The organism is Salinibacter sp. (genome assembly GCF_036626415.1).
Classification (GTDB): domain Bacteria; phylum Bacteroidota; class Rhodothermia; order Rhodothermales; family Salinibacteraceae; genus Salinibacter.
Genome location: NZ_JAZKRW010000002.1, coordinates 20,628 through 37,513 on the forward strand (window position 1 = coordinate 20,628; position 16,886 = coordinate 37,513).

A 16,886-nucleotide genomic window follows, 5' to 3' on the forward strand; every position below is an offset into this window, starting at 1 on the left:
ACTACTTTTTGCCCGTGAACACCTACCTCGACACCATCGCCGATGGCGACCCCCTCTCCCGAGCGGACGCCGAAGAGGTCATGGCCTCGATGATGAACGGCTCCGCCCGCGACGAGCACATCGCCGCGCTCTTGATGGGCCTGCGCACCCGCGGCGAGACGCTGGACGAGCTGGTCGGCTTCACGAAGACCATGCGTGAGTTTGCCGTCTCGGTAGAGACCGACGACCCCCACGCCATCGACCTCTGTGGCACCGGGGGCGACGGCGCGAGCACGTTCAACATTTCCACCACGGCCTCCTTGATCGCGGCGGGCGCCGGCGCCACGGTGGCCAAGCACGGCAACCGCTCGGTCTCCTCCCAGTCCGGCTCCGCGGACGTGCTGGAGGCGCTTGGGGTACAGATCGACCTCGAGAAGGAGGGCGTGGAGCACTGCCTCCACGAGGCCGGCATTGCCTTCCTCTTCGCCCCCTTCTTTCATCCCGCCATGCGGCACGTGATGCCGGTGCGCAAGGCGCTCGGCGTCCGCACCTTTTTCAACATCCTGGGTCCCCTCTGCAACCCGGCCGGCGTCACCCGCCAGATCGTGGGCGCCTTCGACACGAGCACCGCGCAGACGATGGTGCGCATCCTCGCCGAGCTGGACACCGACCACGTCATCACGCTGCACGCCGACGATGGGCTGGATGAGCTCAGCGTGTCCGCCGCCACGACGCTCTTCGAATACGACGCCACGGACCAAAATCCCGTCCCACGGAGTCACGAGGTGGGCCCGGAGGCCCACGGCATGGAGCGGTCTTCAATATCTGCCCTGGAAGGCGGAACCGCCCAGCAAAACGCCTCCATTCTCCACGACATCCTGTCCGGTGAGGATCAGGGGCCCCGGCGTGACGTTGCGGTCCTGAATGCCGCCTATGCGCTTTACGTGAGCGACCAGTACGCCGACCTCGACGCGTGCCTGGAGGCCGCCACGGAGAGCATCGACGCGGGCGCCGCCCTCGAAACCCTCAAGACCCTCGCAAGCGTGTCGAAAAAGGCCAAGTCGGAGTAAGGCACGGGATGGCCCGCGACGGCACCCCTCGGTCTCTCTCAGTACCGACCCATTCTCACCGTGAGCATTCTTGACGACATCATCGACGACACCCGCGAGCTCGTCGAGCAGCGAAAAAAAGAGACGCCAGTTTCGGAGCTCAAGGGGCGTCCGTTCTACGACGAGCGGGAGCCCCTCTCGCTCGCGACGGCCCTGAAAGAGCGCGGCCTCTCGTTCATTGCGGAGGTCAAGAAGGCCTCCCCCTCCAAAGGCCTCATTCGGGACGCGTTCGACCCCGCCGCCATCGCCCAGCAGTACACCGAGCACGACGCGGCGGCGATCAGCGTACTGACCGAGCCCCTCCACTTTCAGGGCGCCCTGGAGCACATGGCCTGGATCCGGGCTCACGTGCCCGAGACGCCGCTCCTGCGAAAGGACTTCATCATCGATCCCTACCAGCTCGTGGAGGCGCGAGCGGTGGGGGCCGATGCGGTCTTGCTCATCGCGACGGCCCTCGACGCGGGCCGCCTCTCCGACCTGCACGCCGCCGCCACCGAGCTGGGGCTCTCCTGCCTCGTGGAGGTGTACACGGAAGAGGACCTCAACAAGATCGACTGGGACCAGGTAACAGTCCTCGGTGTCAACAATCGAGACCTCCATACCTTCGAGGTCGACATCCAAAACTCGCTCCGCATCTTTGAGCAAGCGCCAAAGGGCGTGGGCCGCGTGGCCGAGAGTGGGCTAAGCGATCCCGAGACGCTTGTGCGCCTCCGACAGGCCGGCGTGAACGGTGTCCTCATCGGGGAGCACCTCATGCGCGCGGAGCATCCCGGCCAGGCCCTCTCCGAGCTCCGCGCCCAAGGCAAAAAAATCGCTGCCCGGCAGGCCGGCTGAGCCCGACGTGTTGGCCCAGCGACGATGACCGTTGTTCCCTCCGTATGTCCCACCATCCAGTACCGCCCCATGGGAGTTGAGCTCAAAGTTTGCGGCATCACAGAACTTGAGGACGCACGCTATCTGGCCGGCGCCGGGGCCGACTACCTCGGCTTTATCCAGCATGAGGAGAGCCCGCGCTATGCCCCGCCCTCCCTCGCCAGCGACATTATCGAGTGGGTGCACGGCCCCGCCCCGGTCGGGGTCTTCGTGAACGACGACGCCCCCGCCATCAACGAGGCCGTCGAGGCCGCCGGGTTTGAGTTCGCCCAGCTTCACGGCCAGGAGCCGGCGCACGTCGTGGAGCGCGTCGACTGTCCCGTCATCAAGGCGGTCCACGTGCGTCACGACGCGGCCCCCAACCAACTGCACACCCTCTTCGAGCGCTACGAAGACGAGGTTGAGTACTTTCTGCTGGACACCCACGACTCGAGCGTGTGGGGCGGCACCGGGGAGTCGTTTAACTGGCGCCTCGCCCGGGACCTGGCCCAGGAGTATCCGGTCTTCTTGGCCGGCGGCCTCGACGCCGACAACGTGGCCCGGGCGCTCGAAACCATGCGCCCCTTCGCCATCGACCTCTCAAGCAGCCTGGAGTCCGCCCCCGGACAGAAGAGCTTCGAGAAAATCGATGCGTTCATGGACGCCTTCCAGGCCGCGGCGGCCGAGTTGGAAGAAACCGAAACGCATGACGCTTGACCCGGACCGCCGCGCCTGTCTCGCGTAAGAGAAGACCCCGTTACCGATCGTCATTATTGCTCCGCACGGCCTGCCTCCTATGCCCCGCTCCGCCACCGAGTCTCGTCCCGACACGCTTCCCGACGCCGACGGCCACTTTGGGCCGTACGGCGGGGCCTACGTGCCCGAAATCCTTACCCCCGTGCTCGAAGAACTCAAGGCCGCCTACAAGACCTACAAGGACGATCCGGATTTTCAGGCCGACCTCCAGGCCCTTCTCAACGACTATGCCGGTCGCCCGACGCCCCTCACCTACTGCGACCGTCTGACCGACCAGGTCGGCGGGGCCCGCATCTATGCAAAGCGGGAGGACCTCTGCCACACTGGGGCCCACAAGATTAACAACACGCTCGGCCAGATCTTGCTGGCGACCCGCATGGGCAAGGAGCGCATCATTGCCGAGACCGGGGCCGGGCAGCACGGCGTGGCCACCGCTACGGTCTGTGCCAAGTTTGGGGTCGACTGCGTGATCTACATGGGCGCGGAGGACATGAAGCGCCAGCGCCTGAATGTGGAGCGGATGGAGCTGCTGGGCGCGGAGGTCCGGGCCGCCACCTCGGGCAGCCAAACCTTGAAGGAGGCCACCAACGAAGCGATTCGGGACTGGGTCTCCAACCCGGACGACACGTTTTACATCATCGGCTCCGTGGTCGGCCCGCACCCGTATCCCATGATGGTGCGCAACTTTCACCGGGTAATCGGAACCGAAACGCGCCACCAACTCCGCGAAGAGACCGGCCGGGAGACGCCGGACGCCATCGCCGCCTGCGTGGGAGGTGGCTCCAACGCGATCGGCATCTTCCACCCGTTCCTCGACGACCCCGAGGTGCAACTACACGGGACGGAAGCGGCGGGCGGCGGCCTCAACGGCGACCATGCCGCCACCCTTGCCGAGGGCTCCCCGGGCGTCCTGCACGGAGCGATGAGCTACCTTCTGCAGGACGACGCCGGCCAGGTGAGCCTCGCCCACTCACTCTCCGCCGGCCTCGACTATCCCGGGGTGGGGCCTGAGCACGCCCACCTGCGCGACGAAGGGCGCGTCTCGTACCACCCGGTGACCGACACAGAAGCGCTGAACGGCGTCGAGTTGTTGTCTCAGACGGAGGGCATCATTCCCGCCCTCGAGACGGCCCACGCCGTGGCCCTCCTGCCCGAGCTGGCGCGGACTCTCGCCGAAGAACGAGGCAAGGACGCCGTGCTCGTCTTCAATTGCTCCGGCCGCGGCGACAAAGACATGGAAACCATTGCCGCACACCGGTAAACACACGGCCCGACGCGTTTCTCTTTTTTCCTTTCTCGACCCGACAATGTCCCGACTCGACCAGACGTTTGGGCCCCTGCGCGACCGCGACGAGAAGGCCTTGGGGCTCTTCCTCACGGACGGATTCCCGGCCCCGGACGCGACCGTCCCTCTTCTCCGCGCGATCGATCGTGGAGGCGCCGACTTCATTGAGCTGGGCATGCCCTTCAGCGACCCATTGGCCGAAGGACGCCCAATCCAGCGGGCCAGCGCCCAGGCCCTCTCCCACGACGTCACGCTCGCCGATACCTTCCGGACCGCCGAGGCGTTTCGGACAGAGAGCGAAACGCCCCTGCTCCTGATGGGGTACGTAAATCCGGTGCTCAAATATGGGGTCCAGGCGTTCTGCCAGAACGCCGCAGCGGCCGGGGTGGACGGCCTCATCCTTCCGGACCTCCCCCCTGAAGAGAGTGACGCCCTCTGTGATGCGGCCGCCGCCCACGACCTGGACCTCGTGTTCCTGGTCGCCCCCAATACCTCCGACGAGCGCATGCGCACCGTCGACGAGCGGGCCACCGGGTTCGTCTATGCCGTAAGCGTGACTGGGCTCACGGGCAGCGACCTTGCCGACGCGCCCACCGTGGACGACTACCTCGAGCATACCCGCGAGCTCGTGGACCAGAATCCCCTGCTTGTCGGCTTTGGGATCAAGTCACACGACGACGCAATGCGCCTCAGCCGGCACACGGATGGCTTTATCGTCGGTTCAGCCCTCATCAACCGCGTGTCGGCCCTCTGGGACGCCCCCGAGCGGCCGATGCCGGAGCGTCTGGACGCAGTCGAGTCGTTCGCTCGTCACCTCAAGTCTGGCACTCCGGCCCCTGCACTCGATCTCGATCCGGCGTAATTTTGGACGTGGGGACACGTGCCTTCTTTGAAGGCGTGAACGAACAAAACGCCGGCATCGGAGCCCTGTGGGGGCCGGAGCAATTCGTTCACCCAGACGTGTGAGGTGACGACTTCTCTGCTTCAGGTCTCAACCTCCCCGTCCCATGTGTCGCTCTGTCGCCGTTCCATCCTGGCTTTGGGTGGGGATGCTGCTCGTAGGTCTGCCGCTCCTCGCCGGGTGTGAGGGCGACTATCGGCCGCGCGCCGTGGGGCCCGAGGGCGAGATTACAGTCGTCATGGACAGCTCGTACTGGACGAGCGCTCCGGGCGAGGCGCTGCGGGCCAACGTGGCGCCCTGGGTCGAGACCCTTCCGGTCTCGGAACGCTCCTTTCAACTGCGCCACCTGGAGCTGACCGACGAGCGCACCTACGAACGCATCCAGGACCTGAAGAACGTCATTATCGCGGCCCCCCTCAGTGACTCGACGAACGAGACGTCGTTTCTGCGACGGCGCCTCTCGGGCGAGGCTGAGCAGGCGATCTTGAAGGGACAGACCGCCGTGGTGCCCAAGCCGAACCTCTGGCGCCGCAGTCAGCGCATCTATTATATCGCGGCCTCCAATCCGGAGGCCCTGGCCGAAACCTTTCAGGCTCGAGGCACAGAGATCCAGGACACGTTTACGGAGGCGACACTCCAGCGCATGAATCAGAACATGTACGAGGATGCGCGCCGCTCGGCCCTCGAGGACACCCTCCTGCAGCGCCACGACTTTGCCGTCAACGTGCAATCGGATTTTCAGATTGCCGTCGACACGACCACCGGATCAGAGGGGTTCGTATGGCTCCGGCGCCTCCTGGCTCAGACACGACGCGAATTCCTTGTCTACTACGCTGAGGACGTCAGTCCCGATCAGATTACGCCCGAGTGGATTTATAACACCCGCGACTCGCTCACACGCCGCCACCTCCGGGGCAACGTGCAGGGGTTCGCGAAGATTGATTACCGCCGTCCCTTGAAAACCGAACAGCGCTCCTTCCTAGACCGGTACGCCTACGACTCGCGCGGCCTGTGGTACATGGTCGCACCGCTCGACGGGAACAACGATCTACAAGCCATCGGAGGCGGGGGCCCCTTCGTGAATTACACGTTTTACGATCAGGCCACGGATCGGGTGTACATGCTGGACGGATCGATCTTCGCCCCCGACAACGATAAGCTCGACCTCCTCCGACAGATGGAGGTCATGGCGCGCACCTTCCGTACCGCGGAGGACGAACGCTCTCCGGACGTTTCTTCGACGGCCGACAGGTAATAATGCCTTCTGTCTTCCTCCGATCGATCCCCCCCCCTCTCCGCTCCGGCGTCCTCGGGGCCCTCTTGGCCGTCGGCCTGCTGATGGGATGCTCGGGGTTCTCTCCCAACGACGAAAGGCTCCCGGACAGCACGTTTGCGCGCGTGCTAACGGAGCTTCACATGGCCTCCTCCCGGCAATCGAGGGACATGTCGACGCCCCTGGGACTCCGAGATTCGATTTTTGCACGGTATAATGTGGATCCGCCTGAGTTCGAAACCACCCTGCGGCACTACACCCGTCATCCGGCTCAGTTCGAGGCGGTGTACACGACCGTGATCGATACACTCCAGGCCCTCCGACGCCCGACCCGAAGCCGCGCTGACACTCAAAGTGCTCCCGATTCCCTTCAGGATCGTGTTCGGGACGCCCCGTAGCCAACTCGGCTGTGCCTCATAGCCAATCCTCAGCTTTCTCTGTGAGGCGAACCGATCCCTCCAGGGGATTCCGGACGGCCAGATAGTCCTCGTCGACAAGCCACTCCACGAGCTCTTCGATCCGTCGGGGAGGCGCCGGCAAATCGTCAACCCATTCTTCCCGCGGGACCGACGCTGCCACCTGTTCTAAAATGCGACGGAGAACTGGTTCGTCGTCGGGGGTAATGGCCGGTGGTTGATGCCGCCCGAGACAGACGTCGCACGCCCCGCACTCCTCGCTGGTCTCTTCGCCGAAGTAGGTGAGCAGGGTCCAGCGCCGACACGCGACCGAGCGGGCGTAGCGAATCATGTGCTGAAGCCGCGTTTCGGCCCGCTGGCGCGCGTTCTGCACGGCCTGATCGTCCACGGGTAGCTTCGACGCGCGCGGAAACGAGAGCTCGACCTGAAGGGCCACCCCCGGGGGCTTCCAGCGGAGCAGTCCCTGCCCTTCCAAGTAGCCCAGCCCGCGCCGGAGGCGATCCCGCGACACCTCTGTCCGGCGCGCAGTGGCGCGAAGATCGAGCGGCCACCATTCCCGAAAGGCGTCTGCATGAACGGTCCGCAACAGGGCCCGCACGAAGGCTGCCAGGGCCCGGTTGTCCACCGTGTCGGCGTAGTCTCGCAGCTCGCGGACCGTCGTCGAGAACTGCAACAGCCCGAAGTGTCGGCGTCGGGGCAAGAGGGTCCACGCCCCCTGCCGATCGATCAAATCGACGGCCGTGCGGACCTTCGTCCGTGAAAAGCCGGTCGTTTTCAACACAGCATCGAGCCGAACGGCTAGCGGCCCTTCCGGCTCGCTTCCCACCGGGACCTGGCCCACACTACAGACCGCGTCGTACACCGCCCGGACCTCTCGGGCGGTGGGATGGGAGGCCTCAATGAGTGCGGCCTGCGTGTCCGCGTCGGTGGGCTGGTACAAGAGCACTGCATGGGCCTGCGCCCCGTCGCGCCCGGCCCGCCCCGCCTCTTGGTAGTAGCTTTCCAAAGATGAGGGCGGCGCCATGTGCACCACGAAGCGCACGTCTGGCTTGTCGATGCCCATGCCGAAGGCGTTGGTCGCCACCATGACCCGCACGTCGTCGTTGACCCAGGCCTGCTGACGACGTTCGCGCTCCTCCGAATCCAGCCCGCCGTGATACCCGGCCCCGGCCACTCCGTGGGCGTCGAGCCGCTTTCGCCACCGGGTGACGTCCCGGCGCGTGGGGACGTATACGATGCCCGTACCGGGCACCGCGTCGACCACTGCACGGAGCCGATCCCACTTCTTGTCGGTGCGGAATACGGACCACGTGATGTTGGGACGGTCGAACCCGCGAACCACCTCGACGGCGTCCGACAGGTCGAGCAGGTCGCGGATGTCCTGGCGCACCGCCGGGGTGGCCGTGGCGGTGAGGGCCACGGTCGGGGGCGTCCCCAGGTGCTCCCGAGCGGCGGGGATCTCGAGATAATCGGGGCGAAAGTGGTGGCCCCACTCACTCACACAATGCGCCTCGTCGACCGCCACGAGCGACACGTCGAGCCGCTCCGCCCGCGCCTGAAAGACCTCTGTAGAAAAGCGCTCCGGGGCCATGTAAAGGAGGTCGTACTGCCCAAACTCCGCGTTCGTCCACCGCTGTTCGACCTCATGGCCGGGCAAGGTGCTGTTGATGAATGTGGCAGCCACGCCCTGCGCCTGCAGCCCCTCCACCTGATCCTGCATGAGCGCGATCAGCGGCGAGACGACGAGCACGAACCCGTCGGCCAGAACAGCGGGAAGCTGGTAGCACAGGGACTTTCCGCCGCCCGTCGGCATGACACCCAGCACGTCTCGGCCCTCGAGCAAGGGGGCCAACACCGCCTGCTGCCCCGGCCGAAACGTCTCGTGGCCCCATCGGCGCTGCATCGCCCGGCGGGCCTCCTCAACCGAATACGACGTCAGATCGGCCATGTGCGAAGTGCGATGTCAGTGGGGATTCCATTTTCCGCGGTCAGATGTTATGTTTGGCCGGATCGTACGTTCGTTCTCCCACGATGCCTTTCATCCGCCCATTAGCAGGTCCTTTGCCTCATGACCGCCCCGCCGGTGTCCGTGATTATCGTCACGTGGAACGGAAGAGAGCTCGTGCAAGCGTGTCTCCCCTCCGTCGTGGCCACCGACTACCCCAACTTCGAAATTATCCTCGCCGACAACGCCTCCACAGACGGCACGGCGGCCTGGGTCGCCCGCGAATACCCGGAGGTGAAAATCGTCCGCCACCCCGAGAACTGGCGGTTCTGCCGGGGCAACAACGCCGCCCTGCCCCACGCCTCCGGCCGGTTCGTGGTGCTGCTGAACAATGACGTAGAGGTGCCGCCGGGGTGGCTGCACCCCCTCGTAAACGCAGCCGCGGAGCAGCCCGATGTCGCCGCCGTGCAGCCCAAAATGCTTCAGTACGACGACCGGGACCGGTTCGAGTACGCCGGGGCCGCCGGCGGCTTTCTCGACCGCGCGGGCTACCCGTTCACCCGGGGCCGGCTGTTCGACACCATGGAGCGCGATCGGGGGCAGTACGACGATCCGCGCGACATCTTTTGGGCCACCGGCGCGGCCCTTCTGCTTCGGCGCTCGGCGCTGGACGAGGTCGGCCCCCTCGACGAACGGTTCGAGATGCACATGGAGGAGATTGACCTCTGCTGGCGGCTCTGGCGGCACGGCTACCGGGTCCGCGTGGCCCCCGAGAGTACGGTGTACCACATTGGCGGCGCATCGCTTCCGCAGTCCTCCCCCCAAAAGACCTATTACAACTACCGGAACAGCCTGCTCATGCTCTACAAGAACCTGCCCCCAGCGGCGTGGCGCAGGACGCTGCCGCTCCGGCTGGCCTGCGACATGGCGGCCCTGGGACGCGTGCTTGTGCGGGGACGGGGACAGGAAGCCACGGCCATTCTCCGGGCCTACCGGGATGCATTTCGTATGCGTCGGCACTACCACGACACCCGTCCTCCCTCTCTCGACTCGACGGTGCTGCCCTTCTACCGGGGCCTCGTGCCTGCCGACTATTTTCTTCGGGGCCGGCGCGTCTTCGCAGACCTTCCAGAGTCACGCTTCCTTCTCCCGAACGGCCGCGCCTGAGCGGTTCGGCTCGGCGTCGGGCGGCGCATTGCGACGCCAGACGACGCCCGCCACCGCGACCAGGACCACCACCATTCCCACGATGGAAGCCGGCGGCGGGACCTCGCCAAACAGTCCGTACGCCAGGAGCGACGCCCCCACCGGCTCCAGGAGCGCCAGCATGCCCACGAGGGCGGCCGGCACGTGCTGGAGGGCATAGTTGAATGATCCGTGTCCCAGCACCTGCGGCCCAAGGGCAAGCCCGGCACAGAGCCCATAGAAGCGCCAGGAGTAGCCCAACAGAGCCACGTCTCGGAGAGCAGCGGCCGCCAGGGCCGTCAGCGCCGCCACCGTGTAAAGGGGCGTCACGTACGCCAGCCAAGAGACCTTCTGCCGCACGACCCGTCCAATCAGCAGATACACGCTCACCAGGACCGCTCCGCTCAGCGCCAGTGCGTTGCCCAGCAGTGCCCCCTGGCCCAGAACGACCGTCCCCGCGTCGGCCCAGCCGATCAGTCCGGCCCCTCCCACCGCCGCCCCGATGGCGAGCACCGTTCCTCGCCGCAACCGCTCCCCCAAAAACATGTAGCCGAGGGCGGCCAGGATAATGGGGCTCGTTGTCACCAGCACCGATGCGCTGGCCACCGTCGTGTGGTACAACGACTCAATCCACGCGATGAAGTGGAGGCCCAAGAACACACCCGCCGCCCCAATCAGTAGAACGTCCCGGCTCGAAAACCGGCGCATTTCCGCCCGGCTCCGGAACGCCGCCGCCGGCAGCAGCACCGCCGCCGCGGTGACGGTCCGCCACACCGCAATCGCCAAGCCCGGCGCGTCTCCGGCCCAGCGCACCAGGATGGGCGCGAACGCGAAGCTGAGGACGCCGAGGCTCAGAACAACATAGATGCGACGGGGCCAGTCGGACATGATGGGAACGCAGAGGCGTCGGGGCTACCGGATCCGATCCACCGACTCCACAAGCTCGATGTCGTTTTCGATCCCTCGTCGCGCCAGCCGAAACAGGACGTACGCGACGATCGGAAGCAGCAGCACAACCGTCCGCCCCCACAGAATCCCCGTCGGGGCGGTGAAGGTGAGCGTGCCGGTCGTGTACAGCCCGCCATACAGGACCCCTGCGAGCACGATGGTGAGCAGTTGAAGGCCGTAGACGACCGTCCGCTGCGTCTTTCGCCGCTCGTAAAGAAACACAGCGCCGAGGGCCGTCCCGGCACTGACCATGAGCAGCCCGACGACCGACGGCACGAACCAGGCGTACTGCTGTGCGGCGGGGTCGCTCCAGGGGACCTCAAACAGGCCCATGGCCCCGAGGGCGAGGGCGCCAAGGACCAGGTATACGGTTTGAATGCGTTGAATCATAAAGGGGGTCAAGCAATCGGCTACGCGTCCACTTCGCTCGCCACTCGGGTCGAGACAGCGTCGGCAAACTCGGAGGTCGAGGCATCTCCGCCCACGTCCGGTGTCAGCACGTCGCCGTCCCGGTACAGGGAAAAGACAGCCCGCTCGATCGCTGCGGCCGCCGTCTCCTCCTCAATGTGGCGGAGCATCATCGCGGCCGTCCGGATCATCGCCGTGGGGTTTGCCACGTTCTGGCCCGCAATGTCGGGCGCGCTTCCGTGCACCGCCTCGAAGACCGCCAGGTCGTCTCCGATGTTGGCCCCGGGCGTCACACCGAGCCCCCCTACCAGCCCGGCCGTCAGGTCACTCAGAATGTCCCCGAAGAGATTCGTCGATACGATGCAGTCGTACTCTTGGGGGTTCGTTACGAGTTGCATGCAGAGGTTGTCGATGATGCGGTCATCGAACGCAATCTGCGGGTACTCTGCCGCCAGGTCGCGGCCGATGTCGAGGAAGAGCCCCGACGTTTTCTTGAGAATGTTGGCTTTGTGAGCGAGCGTGACGTGGTCGCGGCCGTGGGCCTGGGCGTACTCGAAGCAAAATCGGATAATCCGCTCGGCGCCCCGCTTGGTGACGCGGGCAATCGAGTCCGCGATCTCGAGTCGCTCGTCGAAGTACTCGATGCCGGAATACAGGCCCTCCGTGTTTTCGCGGAAGATGATCAGATCCACGTCGTCGAAGGGCGTGTCCAGCCCCGCCAGACTCCTGGCGGGCCGGACGTTCGAGTACAGATCGAGGCGCTGGCGAAGCTGGACGTTGACGCTCGTAAACCCCTGCCCGACCGGCGTGGTCACGGGTCCCTTGAGGGCCGTGCCGCGCTCCTGGATGGAATCAATAATGTCGGGGGGCAGGGCCGGGCGCCCTCGTTCCACCGCCGTTGCGCCGATGACGCGGTGGCGATCCCAGTCAACATCTACGCCGGCCGCCTCGATGACCTGGACGGTGGCCTCGGTGACCTCCGGGCCAATGCCGTCGCCGGGGAGCAGAGTCAATTGATGAGCCATAGATGGAGGTGTTGTTGGGAATCAGTACGGAAAGCGCAGAACGAATTCGAGGGGGCTCGTCTCGGCAACGCCAAGGAAGGCCGAAACAGAACGGGCCAAACAAAAAAGCCCTGCCGGAAAGCAGAGCCTTTTTGGGTCAGGAGCGTGAATCTTTAGGAGGGGGGTGGGCCCTCGCGGTTCGACGAATAGTTGATGCGAAGGGCGTTGGCCTCTCGGAGTTCCTGTTGCACCTCGTTGACGATCCCCATTTCGGATTCCTGGTCCACCTTCAGAGACACAATCAGCTTGGGCTGCTCCTGCAGTTTTCGGTACATGATCTGCCGAATGGTGCGGCGGTTCTCAATCAAGGCATCGTCAATCTGTATGGCGGTCTCCCCCTTGTTCTCTCCCCGCTTGAGCGGGCCGATGTGAAGCTTCGAGATGAGCCGCTTCTGATCAATCTTCGTCAACGCCTCCGCCTGCGGAAGCTGGGTGCGGACCTTGATGTCCGTCTCTCGCAGCACCGTCGCCACCATGAAGAAGATGAGCAGCATGAAGACAATGTCCGGAAGCGAGGCCGTCGTAAACTCCGGCTCCGTGCTCGAGCTTCCCCGTTGAAACTTCTGCGACGCCATGAGAAGAAATTGTCAGTGATGAAAAGCATGTGGGCGTGAGCTCTCCGTGCAGGAGGCACTCCCCCTACTCGCCAGTGTCGGGCTCAGCAATCGAGATTTGAGCGCCGAAGGTGTCTCGAATCTGGTTGTCCTCGTCCGGGCCGAGCTGGTTGTAGTATTCTCGATAGCTGGAGTAGGTCTGGTCAAGCCCCGCCGACCCGCCGTCTGGACCCGGGAGCTGGTTGGTTCGGGCAATTTGGTCCCAGATCTCGCGGTACGCCATCCACACCTCGTCCAGGACCTCAATGTAGGTGTTGTAGGGCGTCTGCGCGCCGGTCTTGATAGAGATCACCGCGTCGTCCGGGCTCGCGGACAGGCTCGGGTCTTGTCCGAAGTTCAGCACGTGGCTTTTCACGCGGTCGCGAATTTCGGCCACCCGAGCCTCTTCCTCGTCAATCAGAACGTCCCCACTGGCGTTCACCAGCACGTTCATGAGGTTTCGCTCCTTTACCGGCGGGGGCGTTTGCTCCGGCTTCAGCTTGGGCGGCAGGGTCATGCCGATCCCGGTGTCGACGTTGATTGTCGTGGTCACCAGGAAGAAAATAAGCAGCAGGAAGGCAATGTCCGCCATTCCCGCGGTCGGGATGGTCCCTTCATCTCGGTCACTGCGCCGCTTCTCCAGCAGTCCAGGCATAGTTTGGGATCGCTACCAGTAGACAATTTAGTGCGTCGTCGGGAGGGGGCGGGCTACATCATGAAGAGCTTGCGCAAGCCTGTTAAGAGGAGTGCGAGGGCGGCCAGGCCAAACATGACGACGAGGGTATATATGCCGGCCTGGACCCACGTTTCCATGGTGGAGCCGAGGACGGCCATCAAGACGCCGGGAATGGCGATGATGGCGATGCTGAGGGGCTGCACCTTGCCGTACACGAGACTGCGAAGGCCGAAGATGCCCATTCCCAAGAGGCTGAGCCCGGCAAGGGCAATGGCAGCCCAGATGGCGATGGGAAGAATGGCGTTCTGACTCATAAGAGGGAGGTCAGTCTATCGTTGGAAAAAGAGAGAAGAGATCCACGAGAGCAGAGCCCTGCGCCCTCCAGGTCAGTGGCGCGCAGAGACCCCTCCTTCCTACTCTTCTCGTTCGCCAACACTCTCCGGAATCGACTTCTCGGCCGTGGCGGACTCGCCCCGTTCCAGCGCCACGAGCGCATCTACCAACTCGATGGACGCATCCTCCATCTCGGCCACCAGACGGTCGATTTTCGACACGGCGTAATTGTAGAAAAACTGGAGAATGACCGCGACGATCAGTCCGAAGGCGGTCGTCAGGAGGGCAATCTTAATGCCTCCGGCCACGAGCCGCGGCGAAATGTCGCCGGCCTGCTCGATTGAGTCGAAGGCTTCAATCATGCCAATGACGGTTCCGAGAAAGCCGAGCATGGGGGCGACGCTAATGAAGAGCGAGAGCCAGACAAGCCCGCGCTCGAGAAAGCTCATTTCGATGGACCCGTAGGAGACAACCGCTTCCTCCACGGCGTCGATGCCTTCATCGGCCCGCAGCAGCCCAGCCTGAAACACAGACGCAACGGGGCCTCGCGTGCTGGCACATTCCTCCTCGGCCGCCGGAATGCCGCCCTCGTCGAGGGCCTCTTTCACGCGCTGCAGAAATGCCTGCGTGTTGATGTCCGCGCGGTTCAGTGAGATGATGCGCTCAAACGAGATCGCGAGCCCGATAATAAGGCAAATAAGAACGGGCCACATCCACTCTCCTCCCTCATTGAAGCGCTCCACGAGGGCATTGATGGCCCCACCTCCGCCGGACTGTTGAGGCAGCAGAAGCAGGAGGTGAACCGACAGCTTATCCAGAATGACCATAAGTGGCTAGTGCTCAGTCGAGTCTATTGGAGGGTGAAAATTCGAGGGGGTGAGTCCGGAACGGGAGAGCGCACCCGGCCTTGTGCACCAGCCGGGACACAGCTCCGTAATGCTGCACATTGCATTTTGGAGACGCATCTGGAAGGCCGACACCATCAGGTTCGCGTGAACACAGGTCACGGCACGGCAACACGGAGTTGTGATTTTGGCTTCACACGTACCTAGTATACAGAGCCGGGTAGAGGGTGTCAAAGAACGGAATCGACGAATCCGGGCGGCCCGGGGGTTTTCGTTTTCGCTTTTCGTGAACGAACGGGGAAGACCGAGGCTGTGAAGGCAATGCCCTGTTGACGGATGCACCCTGCCGGAGCTCCGTGCTAGCCCTGAAATGAGCCAACTGCTCAGGGTTCCCTCCCGCCCAGCTCCGCATGCATCGGTGGCTTCTCGGGGATCCTACGGTCCTTCCTGAGCATGAACCCCCGCATGAACCTGTCGGGCCGAGCGCTTCGTCCCCGGCAAAATTCCCCTGGGCCTTCATTGGAATCAACACCGCGGGCCGGTATGTTGCGAAAGCGTCTTTGCGCGTCATCCGTGCTTCTCGTTTTCTCCCGCCTCCCCACTTATGAGCAACGACGAGGTTGCCCAGCTTTTGCAAGAAACGGCCGACCTGATTGACCTCACGGATGGAAATCCACACCGTGCCCGCGCCTTCTCCCGGGCCGCGCGCTCGCTTCAGGACCTCGAGGAGCCCGTCGCCGATCGTCTCCGTCAAAATACGCTCGTCGACGTCTCGGGAATTGGGGAGGGCATGGCGGATCATATCGGCGACATTGTTCACGGCGGCTCCTTCGCACTCCGAGACGAATTGCAAAGTGCCGTCCCGCCCGGCCTCATGGATATCCTGCAGGTCAACGGGCTTGGCACGAAACGGACCCGTCGCCTCTGGGTGGAGCTCGACGTTACCTCCCTCGATGAACTGGAGCGGGCCGCGAACGAGGACCGAATCATGAGCCTCGACGGCTTCGGCGCCAAGACGCAACAGAACATCCTAGAAAATGTGCGCCAGCTGCGGCGGTACGAAGCGAAGTGGCGCCTGGCCGACGCCTGGACGGCGGCCCATTCGTTCCTCCAAGCCCTCCGGGCTTTGGACGCCGTAGAGCGGGCCGTGCCCACGGGGCCCCTGCGGCGCCGCATCGAAACGGTAGAGCAGGCCGACGTCCTCGTGTCCACCGCGGCTCCTGAACCGGTCCTGGACTGGCTCGACACGCGCCTCGACGACCCTGCACAGGAGGACGCGGTGGCCACGGGCCGCCTCGACGAGGGACTGCCGGTCGCAGTGCATTTCACATCGCCAGCCCGGTTTGGGACGGCCTGGTGGCGCACCACCGGGACCCCCGACCACTGTGCCGCGCTGACCAAACACGCCTCTTCGCCCGCCGACCACGCCGACGAGGCTGCCGTCTATCAGGCCGCCGGGCTCTCATCCGTGCCGCCGGCCCTTCGCGAGGGCCAGGGGGAAGTGCAGGCGGCGGCCGACGGCGCGCTGCCAGAGCTCCTCACGACAGAGGACCTCGACGGCTGCCTCCACAACCATTCCACGTACAGCGACGGCTCGCACACGCTCCGCGAGATGGCCGTGGCAGCCGGAGACCGCGGCTACTCGTACTTCGGCATCTGCGACCACAGCCAGTCGCTCCGCATCGCCGATGGCCTGTCGCCCGAAGAAGTGCGCGCCCAGCGCGAAGAGGTGGACCGCCTGAACGAGGAGCTTGCCGGCCACGAGACGCCGGTTCGCATCTTCCACGGAATTGAGAGCGACATTCTCCGAGACGGGTCGCTCGACTACGAGAAAGACCTCCTCGATGCCTTCGACTTCGTGGTGGGAAGCATCCACACCGGCTTCAGCATGACGGAGGACGAAGCGACCGAACGCCTTGTCCGCGCCGTTAAGACCCCGCCCACCCGCATTCTCGGCCACCCCACCGGCCGTCTCCTGCTTCGCCGAGAGGGGTATCCCATCGACCACGAGCGCGTGATTGAGGCCTGCGCCGAGCACAACGTGGCCCTGGAGCTGAACGCCAACCCGTATCGTCTCGACCTCGACTGGCGTTGGGTGCGCCGCGCCACCGACGCAGGCGTTCTCCTCTCCATCAACCCGGACGCCCACGCAGTCTCGGAGCTCGACTATGTGAAATGGGGCGTAGCGGTGGGGCGAAAAGGCTGGCTAACCCCGGACCAGTGTCTGAATGCAAAGTCGCTGTCGGCCTTCGTCCGATGGCTCGATGATGGCACCTCGTAGGGCCTGTTGCTCACTCCCAATTGCTCGCTTCTAAGCC

17 protein-coding genes are annotated in these 16,886 nt (G+C 64.6%); 9 read left to right on the forward strand and 8 right to left on the reverse strand.

Annotated elements, in window-relative coordinates; all coding sequences use genetic code 11:
* Positions 1 to 14 precede the first annotated feature (14 nt).
* The 7 genes from trpD (at position 15) to V5A20_RS00680 (ending at position 6,553) form a co-directional block, all read left to right on the forward strand.
* Positions 15 to 1,049: an anthranilate phosphoribosyltransferase gene (gene trpD / locus V5A20_RS00650; RefSeq protein ID WP_332314496.1), complete on the forward strand. Its 1,035-nt coding sequence runs from the start codon at positions 15 to 17 to the stop codon at positions 1,047 to 1,049.
* 60 nt (positions 1,050 to 1,109) lie between these two features.
* Positions 1,110 to 1,922 carry an indole-3-glycerol phosphate synthase TrpC gene (trpC, locus tag V5A20_RS00655; RefSeq protein WP_332314497.1) on the forward strand — a complete coding sequence of 271 codons (813 nt, stop codon included), beginning with the start codon at positions 1,110 to 1,112 and terminating at the stop codon, positions 1,920 to 1,922.
* A 69-nt stretch (positions 1,923 to 1,991) separates the two neighbouring features.
* Positions 1,992 to 2,657 carry a phosphoribosylanthranilate isomerase gene (locus V5A20_RS00660; RefSeq protein WP_332314498.1) on the forward strand — a complete coding sequence of 222 codons (666 nt, stop codon included), beginning with the start codon at positions 1,992 to 1,994 and terminating at the stop codon, positions 2,655 to 2,657.
* 79 nt (positions 2,658 to 2,736) lie between these two features.
* Complete coding sequence (gene trpB / locus V5A20_RS00665; RefSeq protein ID WP_332314499.1) at positions 2,737 to 3,957, forward strand: tryptophan synthase subunit beta; 1,221 nt, start codon at positions 2,737 to 2,739, stop codon at positions 3,955 to 3,957.
* Positions 3,958 to 4,003: 46 nt separating this feature from the next.
* Positions 4,004 to 4,843 (forward strand): tryptophan synthase subunit alpha, encoded by an 840-nt coding sequence (gene trpA, locus V5A20_RS00670; protein ID WP_332314500.1) that lies wholly within the window; start codon positions 4,004 to 4,006, stop codon positions 4,841 to 4,843.
* Positions 4,844 to 5,030: 187 nt separating this feature from the next.
* Positions 5,031 to 6,137 (forward strand): DUF4837 family protein, encoded by a 1,107-nt coding sequence (locus V5A20_RS00675; protein WP_332326532.1) that lies wholly within the window; start codon positions 5,031 to 5,033, stop codon positions 6,135 to 6,137.
* A gap of 2 nt (positions 6,138 to 6,139) precedes the next feature.
* Positions 6,140 to 6,553 (forward strand): DUF4296 domain-containing protein, encoded by a 414-nt coding sequence (locus V5A20_RS00680; RefSeq protein ID WP_332314502.1) that lies wholly within the window; start codon positions 6,140 to 6,142, stop codon positions 6,551 to 6,553.
* 16 nt (positions 6,554 to 6,569) lie between these two features.
* On the opposite strand, the gene V5A20_RS00685 is transcribed toward V5A20_RS00680, so the two are convergent.
* Complete coding sequence (locus V5A20_RS00685) at positions 6,570 to 8,519, reverse strand: RecQ family ATP-dependent DNA helicase (RefSeq protein ID WP_332314503.1); 1,950 nt, start codon at positions 8,517 to 8,519, stop codon at positions 6,570 to 6,572.
* A gap of 120 nt (positions 8,520 to 8,639) precedes the next feature.
* On the opposite strand from V5A20_RS00685, the gene V5A20_RS00690 reads away from it, so the two are divergent.
* The gene (locus V5A20_RS00690; protein ID WP_332314504.1) at positions 8,640 to 9,683 is read left to right on the forward strand and encodes a glycosyltransferase family 2 protein; all 1,044 of its coding nucleotides are present in this window, start codon (positions 8,640 to 8,642) and stop codon (positions 9,681 to 9,683) included.
* Here the strand turns inward: V5A20_RS00690 and V5A20_RS00695 are convergent.
* The 7 genes from V5A20_RS00695 to V5A20_RS00725 form a co-directional block, all read right to left on the reverse strand.
* Positions 9,651 to 10,589 (reverse strand): DMT family transporter, encoded by a 939-nt coding sequence (locus V5A20_RS00695; RefSeq protein ID WP_332326533.1) that lies wholly within the window; start codon positions 10,587 to 10,589, stop codon positions 9,651 to 9,653. The two genes, V5A20_RS00690 and V5A20_RS00695, sit on opposite strands and share 33 nt — an antisense overlap.
* Before the next feature lie 24 nt (positions 10,590 to 10,613).
* Positions 10,614 to 11,039, reverse strand: coding sequence for a DUF4293 family protein (locus tag V5A20_RS00700; protein ID WP_332326534.1), 426 nt, complete (start codon positions 11,037 to 11,039; stop codon positions 10,614 to 10,616).
* Positions 11,040 to 11,059: 20 nt separating this feature from the next.
* Positions 11,060 to 12,082: an isocitrate/isopropylmalate dehydrogenase family protein gene (locus V5A20_RS00705; protein ID WP_332314507.1), complete on the reverse strand. Its 1,023-nt coding sequence runs from the start codon at positions 12,080 to 12,082 to the stop codon at positions 11,060 to 11,062.
* A gap of 152 nt (positions 12,083 to 12,234) precedes the next feature.
* On the reverse strand, positions 12,235 to 12,696 hold the full coding sequence (locus V5A20_RS00710; RefSeq protein WP_332314508.1) for an ExbD/TolR family protein: 462 nt from the start codon (positions 12,694 to 12,696) through the stop codon (positions 12,235 to 12,237).
* 64 nt (positions 12,697 to 12,760) lie between these two features.
* Positions 12,761 to 13,369, reverse strand: a complete 609-nt coding sequence (locus V5A20_RS00715) for an ExbD/TolR family protein (protein WP_332314509.1) — start codon at positions 13,367 to 13,369, stop codon at positions 12,761 to 12,763.
* Between the two features lie 53 nt (positions 13,370 to 13,422).
* A complete protein-coding gene (locus V5A20_RS00720; RefSeq protein ID WP_332314510.1) occupies positions 13,423 to 13,704 on the reverse strand; it encodes a hypothetical protein in 282 nt (93 codons plus the stop codon).
* Between the two features lie 99 nt (positions 13,705 to 13,803).
* Complete coding sequence (locus V5A20_RS00725; protein WP_332314511.1) at positions 13,804 to 14,550, reverse strand: MotA/TolQ/ExbB proton channel family protein; 747 nt, start codon at positions 14,548 to 14,550, stop codon at positions 13,804 to 13,806.
* A 622-nt stretch (positions 14,551 to 15,172) separates the two neighbouring features.
* On the opposite strand from V5A20_RS00725, the gene V5A20_RS00730 reads away from it, so the two are divergent.
* Positions 15,173 to 16,849 carry a helix-hairpin-helix domain-containing protein gene (locus tag V5A20_RS00730; protein ID WP_332326535.1) on the forward strand — a complete coding sequence of 559 codons (1,677 nt, stop codon included), beginning with the start codon at positions 15,173 to 15,175 and terminating at the stop codon, positions 16,847 to 16,849.
* Positions 16,850 to 16,886: the final 37 nt, after the last annotated feature.

Excerpts from the sequence above, each read along its gene's own strand:
- V5A20_RS00660 (WP_332314498.1), top strand. The coding sequence starts at position 1,992 with ATGGGAGTTGAGCTCAAAGTTTGCGGCATCACAGAACTTGAGGACGCA.
- trpB (WP_332314499.1), top strand. The coding sequence starts at position 2,737 with ATGCCCCGCTCCGCCACCGAGTCTCGTCCCGACACGCTTCCCGACGCC.
- trpA (WP_332314500.1), top strand. The coding sequence starts at position 4,004 with ATGTCCCGACTCGACCAGACGTTTGGGCCCCTGCGCGACCGCGACGAG.
- V5A20_RS00675 (WP_332326532.1), top strand. The coding sequence starts at position 5,031 with ATGCTGCTCGTAGGTCTGCCGCTCCTCGCCGGGTGTGAGGGCGACTAT.
- V5A20_RS00680 (WP_332314502.1), top strand. The coding sequence starts at position 6,140 with ATGCCTTCTGTCTTCCTCCGATCGATCCCCCCCCCTCTCCGCTCCGGC.
- V5A20_RS00685 (WP_332314503.1), bottom strand. The coding sequence starts at position 8,519 with ATGGCCGATCTGACGTCGTATTCGGTTGAGGAGGCCCGCCGGGCGATG.
- V5A20_RS00690 (WP_332314504.1), top strand. The coding sequence starts at position 8,640 with ATGACCGCCCCGCCGGTGTCCGTGATTATCGTCACGTGGAACGGAAGA.
- V5A20_RS00695 (WP_332326533.1), bottom strand. The coding sequence starts at position 10,589 with ATGTCCGACTGGCCCCGTCGCATCTATGTTGTTCTGAGCCTCGGCGTC.
- V5A20_RS00700 (WP_332326534.1), bottom strand. The coding sequence starts at position 11,039 with ATGATTCAACGCATTCAAACCGTATACCTGGTCCTTGGCGCCCTCGCC.
- V5A20_RS00705 (WP_332314507.1), bottom strand. The coding sequence starts at position 12,082 with ATGGCTCATCAATTGACTCTGCTCCCCGGCGACGGCATTGGCCCGGAG.
- V5A20_RS00710 (WP_332314508.1), bottom strand. The coding sequence starts at position 12,696 with ATGGCGTCGCAGAAGTTTCAACGGGGAAGCTCGAGCACGGAGCCGGAG.
- V5A20_RS00715 (WP_332314509.1), bottom strand. The coding sequence starts at position 13,369 with ATGCCTGGACTGCTGGAGAAGCGGCGCAGTGACCGAGATGAAGGGACC.
- V5A20_RS00720 (WP_332314510.1), bottom strand. The coding sequence starts at position 13,704 with ATGAGTCAGAACGCCATTCTTCCCATCGCCATCTGGGCTGCCATTGCC.
- V5A20_RS00725 (WP_332314511.1), bottom strand. The coding sequence starts at position 14,550 with ATGGTCATTCTGGATAAGCTGTCGGTTCACCTCCTGCTTCTGCTGCCT.
- V5A20_RS00730 (WP_332326535.1), top strand. The coding sequence starts at position 15,173 with ATGAGCAACGACGAGGTTGCCCAGCTTTTGCAAGAAACGGCCGACCTG.